This is a genomic window from Mesobacillus sp. (assembly GCF_049588175.1).
Taxonomy (GTDB): Bacteria; Bacillota; Bacilli; order Bacillales; family Cytobacillaceae; genus Mesobacillus.
This window is the reverse complement of the sequence record NZ_JBAVFI010000689.1, coordinates 1-7076: the sequence shown is the minus strand read 5'-3', so window position 1 is coordinate 7076 and position 7076 is coordinate 1. Positions and strand designations below refer to the sequence as shown.

Here is a 7076-nt window from a genome sequence, read left to right as displayed (position 1 = left end):
AAGCGGTCGCCGCGCTTTTAAAAAATACCTTTCCACACGCAAATATAGAAATCGTCTTTGATATAAATGGCAAGGACCGGATGGTTTTTGCGGAAATGTTATAGTATGAGTACATTTTCCCGCCTTTTAATGAAAAAGGCGGGGAATTTATTCTTCAATTTTTTTCAAAATTACTAGTTTAAGAATCTATCAATCTGTCCATACTGTGACTAGTGAAGGGGCGGTGCGAAAGATGATGACAAAAAAATCAGCAGCAATCTTATACATACTCTTATTATGTGCAGGTACAATGATAAGTTTATATAGCCCGAAAAATGTAGTGACAGCGCAGGAAGCAACGGTCATACCGAATGAAGCGATCAGGCTAAGGATTCTTGCTGACAGCGACACAGACAAGGACCAGGCAATCAAAAGGCTTGTGAGAGATGAGGTCAATAAAGAGATTACAAAATGGGTCAAGGATTTAACATCTTTGGATGATGCAAGGAATGTGATCAAGTCGAAGCTGCCGGAAATCCAGGCAATCGCTGAAAATGTAGTGAAATCAGAAGGGTCAACACAGTCAGTAAAAACCGAATTTGATAAAGTCCAGTTCCCAACAAAGCTTTACGGTCAGTTCCTCTATCCAGCAGGTGAGTATGAAGCAATCCTGATCACCCTAGGCGAAGGGGAAGGAGCAAACTGGTGGTGCGTCCTTTATCCGCCGCTATGCTTTCTTGATTTTTCAAACGGCGAGGCTACAAGCGAAGGATTCGATGGGAAAGATAAAAAAGGTGAAGTAAAGCTAGACAGCGATGAAGAGAAATCACAAGCTGAGGGTAATAAGAAGTCTAAGAAGGATGCAAAAGGCGAAAAGAAGTTGAATAAGGAAGAAAAAGAAGACAAGAAGCCAGTTTACGAAGATGGCGAGGAAGAAGAAGTAGAAGTTACATTCTTCCTGGTCGAAATTTGGAACAGGATTTTTGGATAAAATGGTTCACCCTGCTGCTGCGGGGTGGATTTTTATTTTTATGAGATAAAAACGCCTGGAGAATCATATCCCCAGGCGTCTATTTTAGATATTTTGCGCAAATCGCTCATCAGGAATCTTGTTCAGCATAACATAGAGGGTGACTGGCTCAGATCCGGAATTTTTATAGGAGAGCTCTTCGGATCCTGTAACATGGACCGTATCGTTTGCCCCTGCTTTAACTTCGGACCCGTCAATGGTGAAAGTTCCTTCACCCTGCATTGTTAAAATAAATACCTCGGTGCCCGGGTGCGTGTGTTTTGGAAGTTCCTGCCCTGGCATAAAATTTAATAGGAAAACTGTGCTTTCACCTTTTTTAAATACGACTCTTTTTGTAAAGCGTTCCTCGCTAAATTCCTGATAATCTAGTAATGATAATTTTTCCATCGTTAATCCCTCCGGTTTGGATGTGTATGGAGATGTTTTTGATTCCATCGGGCCAGCTTATATTACTGACTGTTGACCATAATTGGCGCGATATGACCTAAGCGTTCAAACAGAGCTTTGCCGCCGTCTGTTGTAATCAAACCTGTTTCGGTCAGTGTTTCATGCATAAGCTTTAACCATGCCTGAGCGCGAACAGGGGTAATTTCAAATGGCATATGCCTTGCTCTCATATTTGGCGGTCCAAATTCCTCGCTGTATAATGGGCCGCCGCCAGTCAATTGAGTCAGGAACATCCACTGCTTCCTTTTGATTTCATTGATATCTCCTTCGAACAAAGGACTTAGCTCGGCGTTTTTATACACCTTTGGATAAAAGGTGTCGACGATTTTGCGGATTGATTCATCGCCGCCTATCTGATCATAAATTGTTTTGATTTCCATACCGTACCCCCAATCAACCCTTCGTTAAAAAATGAGAAGGGTTTTCATTTATGTAAGCTTATTATAACCAATCACTCGTTATAGAAGAGTGACCTAAATCACTCAATTGTGAATTTTCCACTATGAGAAGCTAGGTAACTATATCCAGCTTCTAGTAGAAATAGATGGAAATGAAGGGAAAAATCCTGTGATAATTTCCAAAAATATTACATCTGTTAGACAGGCATATTACATTCCTTTTTCAGTGGTTTTGGAAGGGGGATAAGCGGATATTCAAGGGAGTGTAACATCAAAAATCAAGATTTCAAGGAGGATGAGTTAAATGGCTAGAAACAATAACAACAATGATAATGGTAAAATGTCACGTGAAGAACGAGGACGCATGGGCGGCGAAGCTACAAGCCAAAACCATGGCAGCGACTTCTATCAAGAGATCGGCCGTAAAGGCGGAGAAGCTACTTCAAATAATCACGACAAAGACTTCTATCAGGAAATTGGCCGCAAAGGCGGCGAGGCTACTGCTGAAAGCCATGACAGCGACTTCTACCAGGAAATCGGCCGCAAAGGCGGCGAAGCAACTTCTGAAAATCACGACAAAGACTTCTACCAGGAGATTGGACGCAAGGGCGGCGAAGCAACTTCTGAAAATCATGGAGAAGAGTTCTACAAAGAGATTGGCGAAAAAGGCGGCAACTCCCGCTCACGTAACAACAACGATTAATAATCCGGTATAAAAGACCACGAGAAGATGAAGACTTAAAAGTAAGAGCAAGACTTAAAAGTAAGAGCAAAGTAAGAGCAAGACTTAAAAGTATGACCAAGACTTAAAAGTAAGACCAAGACTAAAACCAAGACCAATACCTCAAAGGCATGGCAGCTTTCATTCGAAATGAAGGCTGCCATGTTTTTTATAAGTTAGATTTCCCACTAAAATTACCGGTTAGGCCGGGGCTGTCCAATATGTTTGCGCTGCTAAATCATTCTATCATCTTTAAAATGTTCTACTTTTTCAAATCTCTCATAATCTTTAAGTAGAATCTTATTTTTTGAGGTGAAGGAAATGACATGGAAAATTAGAAGTGCGAATAAAGAGGATCTCCCAAGATTGGAAGCATTTTTAACAGAAGCAGGGGTAAGTACGGAAGGATTGAATGAGTCAATAGAAAACTTTTCGCTAATGGAGAACATGGAAGGAGAATTGAAGGCGTGCCTTGGAGTCGAGCCAGTTGAAATGGCGGGCTTGCTTCGTTCTTTTGTGGTTTCTCCGAAAATCGCTCAGCCTGATTTGATGCTTCTTTTTAAAAGAGCGTTCCTCACAGCAAAGAACCAGGAGCTTGAAGCACTTTATCTTGTAACAAATAAAATGAGTGCGGTTTCATTCTTCGGCAGTTTAGGTTTTGAAATGGTCAACCAATCAGATCTGCCGGAAGCTCTTTTGGAAAAAAATCATTTAAAGCAGGTCTTAACTGTGGATAACTCAGCAATTATGAAAATTATTCTGTGAATTGTGGATATATCCACAAAGTTATCCACTGAATCCTTAATTTTATACACAATTTGTGGATAAAAACTTGTGTTCGTCTTCTTCTTCTTTTATACTTTCATAGAAATACGGTTAACTAGTAAGGAAAAATGGACTAGTATAGAGGAAAGAAGACCCGGAAGCAAAAGGTGGATGTACATGGAAACAATTATGTGGACAGTGGATAAGAATGTGGATAATTTAAAAACATATCCACAAATCCTAGAAGCAGCACAAAAACTTAAAGAAAATGAAGTAGTCGCTTTTCCGACTGAGACTGTTTACGGCTTAGGTGGCAATGCCAAAAGTGACGATGCAGTATTAAAAATATTTGAAGCAAAAGGAAGGCCTGGGGATAACCCGTTAATCGTTCATATATCCGACAGGGAACAGATTCATTCCTTTGTAAAGGCGATACCTGAAAAAGCGAAGTCTTTGATGGATGCCTTTTGGCCAGGACCGCTGACCATCATTTTAGAACAGAAATCAGGTGTGTTGTCTCAAAAAGCGACAGCAGGTCTTTCAACCGTAGCGGTCAGAATGCCTGACCATCCAGTTGCTCTTGCGTTGATAGAAGCTTCAGGTTTACCGCTGGCTGCCCCGAGCGCAAACTTATCAGGAAAGCCAAGTCCTACAGCGGCTGCACATGTTGCGGATGATCTATCTGGAAGGATTTCAGGAATCGTCGATGGAGGCGCTACTGGGGTAGGGGTTGAGTCAACGGTTGTCGACTGTACCGCAGAGGTTCCGGTCATTTTAAGGCCAGGCGGTGTAACGAGGGAACAATTAGAAGAAGTAGTCGGTGAGGTAAGTGCCGATCCTGCGCTTAAGGATGCGGATCAGGCTCCAAAAGCTCCAGGCATGAAATATCGCCACTATGCCCCGAACGCTCCTTTTTATCTTGTAAATGGAACAAGCGCACAAATCCAGGAGCTCGTTCAGGAGAAACGGAACGAAGGCTTAAAGGTTGGAGTCATGACGACTCTAGAAAACAAAGATTTCTATGATGCGAATGTAGTCATTGCCTGCGGTGAACGAAGCAGGCTGGAAACCGTAGCCGAGGCTCTTTATGATACTTTGCGTGCTTTTAACCAAGAAGACCTTGATATCATTTATGGCGAAGTCTTTCCAGAACATGGCGTTGGCCAGGCAGTCATGAACAGGCTTACCAAAGCATCAGGATTGGCGATTATAGATAAATAGAATAAGCATGTGAGGTGCTCTGGATATTCGGAGCGCCTTTTTTATTTGATAGGAGTGACCTTTGCAGAGTGATGCGAAATAAGAATTATGGAATTCATTTTCTGCTTCACCACCTGTAAATCTCAATCTCTATTTGGGATTCCAATTCCAAAATACATACTTCTAAAACCTTTTGGACGTGCATATGCTGAATTAGCAAGTCCGAGGGGGCGAAGACATGGCAGCAATAGCCGGAGAATTACTCACATTGATATTGATGGCATTTGCACTTGGAATGGATGCATTTTCGGTAGGTCTCGGAATGGGCATGTTCAGGCTGACGAAAAGACATATTTTTAAAATTGGCATCACCATCGGTCTTTTCCATGTGTGGATGCCGTTGCTAGGAATGGTTGCTGGCAGGTTTTTATCCGAGCAATTCGGGGCGATTGCTGGATACATCGGCGGCCTGCTGTTGATTCTGCTAGGTGTGCAGATGATTTGGTCAAGCTTTAAAGAGGATGAGCAAAGCCTGATCACTCCGGTAGGGAAAGGCCTATTTATTTTTGCCTTAAGCGTCAGCCTCGATAGCTTTTCAGTCGGACTAACCCTTGGGATTTATGGAGCAAGAACAGCGCTGGTCCTTGTGTGCTTTGGTGTAGCGGCAATGGTATTGACATGGGCAGGTTTGCTGGTCGGGCGGAAAGTGCAGGGCTGGCTTGGTACATATAGTGAGGCGCTTGGAGGAAGCATCTTGCTGGCGTTTGGAATCAAATTGCTTTTGCCATTATAAAGTAACCTTTTGTGCACCTGGTTAGCAGGTGCATTTTTTTTTACATCCGACCCCTCATCTTCCGCAGAATGAAATCTCTGAAAAATTATCATATAATGAAGAAAAGTTGTTAACAGTACATCACAGGAGGGAAAAACATGGCGCGCGTCTTATTTGTCTGTACCGGAAATACATGCCGAAGCCCGATGGCGGAAGCGATTTTAAAAAGCAAGCAGCTGCCAGGGGTAGAAGTAAAATCGGCAGGGGTTTATGCGGATAATGATGCTGAAGCATCTGTGAATGCGAAAGTGGTGCTGCAGGAAAATAACATCAGTCATGACCATCGTTCTTCAACATTAACATGGGATGAGATTGGCTGGGCGACATTGATTTTAACAATGACTCAAAGCCATAAAGCGATGATTCTAAGCCAATATCCAGATGCCTGGGATAAAACTTTTACATTGAAGGAATTTGCGGAAGACGATCTAAATCCTGATGTAGCAGACCCTTTTGGCGGGAATAAACAAAATTATCGCGAAGCTTTTCTAGAAATTAAAGAAAGTATAGAAAAAATCGTAGAAAAACTCCGATAATAACCTTGAAGGCTATTTCATTACATATCAGGGGGATTATCAGTGGCGGCTAAAAAGAGCTATAAATTTGGGTTGAGAAAGAAAATGGTTTGGCTGACAACGGTCTTGGCAATCATAACTTATTCAACGAGTGCATTCTTTATCTATTTTTTATATCCTTATATTCAAAAATTCACGGAGATTAATTCACTAGCTTATACAGCAGCCGTACTAGGGATGGGGATCTTTTGGTCAGGTCTGCTAGCTTATGTGGCAGCTGGATTGATTATTAAGCCGCTTCAAAAGCTTGAGCAATCAGCGATTAAGGCTGCGGCTGGCGAAATCAGTGTCGATGCTGAACTGTCAAAATCAGATGACGAGATTCGTTCGCTTGGACTGGCTTTTAATAATATGCTGGCAAATCTCCGCGAAATGGTCAGCCAGATTGATACGAATTTTAAAGAAACGAATGAAAAGGTCATTGTGATTTCTGGTCAGTCAGCAGCAGCTTCTGAACAGGCTTCGCTTATCTCGACAACGATTAAAGAGATTGCAGCCGGTGCCGACTCGTCTGCTTTATCCACACAAACGACCGCAGAATCGGTAGATCAGGTCATCAGGATTGCAGAAGAGGTCCAGGAGAAAGCACGGGCGTCCGAAACGATTTCAATCGAGATGGTAAAAGACCTGCAGGAATCCAAAAACGCAATTCATTCTTTGATTTCCGGAATCGAAAGGCTTGCCAACGATAACCGTGAATCGCTCGGGACAGTGAAAAGATTAGAAGAGAACGCGGTGAAGGTTGAGCAGATCATCCAGCTCGTCGGTGACATTGCAGCCCAGACGAATTTGCTGGCCTTGAATGCATCGATTGAAGCAGCAAGGGCAGGCGAACATGGTAAAGGATTTGCTGTTGTCGCCGAGGAAGTCAGGAAGCTGGCCGATCAAAGTGCGGATGCTGTTCAGGGCATTTCCGAATTGATCCAGAACATCCAGTCTGAAGTGCAGAATGTTGTTGGGCAGATTAGCAGACAGGTAGAAACGGCCAATGGCGAAGCGAAAAAAGGGGAAAGAACCAATCTCGTCATTGACGAAATGACAGGGACAATCAATGAGATGGCTGAGGTCATTCATACCATTACTGGATTAGTAGAAACGCAAATGGAGACAATCCAGCATACGTCAACAC

The 7076-nt window shown here is 42.7% G+C and carries 9 protein-coding genes and 1 pseudogene; 8 read left to right on the top strand and 2 right to left on the bottom strand.

All coding sequences use genetic code 11. The features are described from left to right. Both WB217_RS16745 and spoIIR read left to right on the top strand, forming a co-directional pair. Nucleotides 1-104: pseudogene (locus WB217_RS16745) on the top strand (peptide chain release factor N(5)-glutamine methyltransferase); the annotation flags it as partial. Nucleotides 105-235: 131 nt separating this feature from the next. Continuing rightward, nucleotides 236-970: a stage II sporulation protein R gene (gene spoIIR / locus WB217_RS16740; protein WP_423994416.1), complete on the top strand. Its 735-nt coding sequence runs from the start codon at nucleotides 236-238 to the stop codon at nucleotides 968-970. An 84-nt stretch (nucleotides 971-1054) separates the two neighbouring features. Here the strand turns inward: spoIIR and WB217_RS16735 are convergent, their stop codons facing one another. Both WB217_RS16735 and WB217_RS16730 read right to left on the bottom strand, forming a co-directional pair. Beyond that, nucleotides 1055-1396 carry a cupin domain-containing protein gene (locus WB217_RS16735; RefSeq protein ID WP_423994415.1) on the bottom strand — a complete coding sequence of 114 codons (342 nt, stop codon included), beginning with the start codon at nucleotides 1394-1396 and terminating at the stop codon, nucleotides 1055-1057. A 62-nt stretch (nucleotides 1397-1458) separates the two neighbouring features. Further along, nucleotides 1459-1836, bottom strand: coding sequence for a globin (locus WB217_RS16730; protein ID WP_423994413.1), 378 nt, complete (start codon nucleotides 1834-1836; stop codon nucleotides 1459-1461). Between the two features lie 322 nt (nucleotides 1837-2158). Here WB217_RS16730 and WB217_RS16725 point away from each other — a divergent pair, with 322 nt between their 5' ends. The 6 genes from WB217_RS16725 to WB217_RS16700 form a co-directional block, all read left to right on the top strand. Further along, complete coding sequence (locus WB217_RS16725) at nucleotides 2159-2557, top strand: KGG domain-containing protein (RefSeq protein ID WP_423994412.1); 399 nt, start codon at nucleotides 2159-2161, stop codon at nucleotides 2555-2557. Nucleotides 2558-2896: 339 nt separating this feature from the next. After that, nucleotides 2897-3340 (top strand): GNAT family N-acetyltransferase, encoded by a 444-nt coding sequence (locus WB217_RS16720; protein ID WP_423994411.1) that lies wholly within the window; start codon nucleotides 2897-2899, stop codon nucleotides 3338-3340. Between the two features lie 177 nt (nucleotides 3341-3517). After that, complete coding sequence (locus tag WB217_RS16715) at nucleotides 3518-4561, top strand: L-threonylcarbamoyladenylate synthase (RefSeq protein WP_423994410.1); 1044 nt, start codon at nucleotides 3518-3520, stop codon at nucleotides 4559-4561. A gap of 217 nt (nucleotides 4562-4778) precedes the next feature. Continuing rightward, complete coding sequence (locus tag WB217_RS16710) at nucleotides 4779-5333, top strand: manganese efflux pump MntP family protein (RefSeq protein WP_423994408.1); 555 nt, start codon at nucleotides 4779-4781, stop codon at nucleotides 5331-5333. Between the two features lie 137 nt (nucleotides 5334-5470). Then, the gene (locus WB217_RS16705) at nucleotides 5471-5908 is read left to right on the top strand and encodes a low molecular weight protein arginine phosphatase (RefSeq protein ID WP_423994406.1); all 438 of its coding nucleotides are present in this window, start codon (nucleotides 5471-5473) and stop codon (nucleotides 5906-5908) included. Between the two features lie 42 nt (nucleotides 5909-5950). Next, on the top strand, nucleotides 5951-7076 hold a 1126-nt coding region (locus WB217_RS16700; RefSeq protein WP_423994404.1), incomplete at its 3' end, for a methyl-accepting chemotaxis protein.

Bases quoted from the DNA above. Each gene is read 5' to 3' on its own strand.
- WB217_RS16705 (WP_423994406.1), top strand. From the start codon at position 5,471: ATGGCGCGCGTCTTATTTGTCTGTACCGGAAATACATGCCGAAGCCCG.
- WB217_RS16735 (WP_423994415.1), bottom strand. From the start codon at position 1,396: ATGGAAAAATTATCATTACTAGATTATCAGGAATTTAGCGAGGAACGC.
- WB217_RS16730 (WP_423994413.1), bottom strand. From the start codon at position 1,836: ATGGAAATCAAAACAATTTATGATCAGATAGGCGGCGATGAATCAATC.
- WB217_RS16720 (WP_423994411.1), top strand. From the start codon at position 2,897: ATGACATGGAAAATTAGAAGTGCGAATAAAGAGGATCTCCCAAGATTG.
- spoIIR (WP_423994416.1), top strand. From the start codon at position 236: ATGACAAAAAAATCAGCAGCAATCTTATACATACTCTTATTATGTGCA.
- WB217_RS16715 (WP_423994410.1), top strand. From the start codon at position 3,518: ATGGAAACAATTATGTGGACAGTGGATAAGAATGTGGATAATTTAAAA.
- WB217_RS16710 (WP_423994408.1), top strand. From the start codon at position 4,779: ATGGCAGCAATAGCCGGAGAATTACTCACATTGATATTGATGGCATTT.
- WB217_RS16725 (WP_423994412.1), top strand. From the start codon at position 2,159: ATGGCTAGAAACAATAACAACAATGATAATGGTAAAATGTCACGTGAA.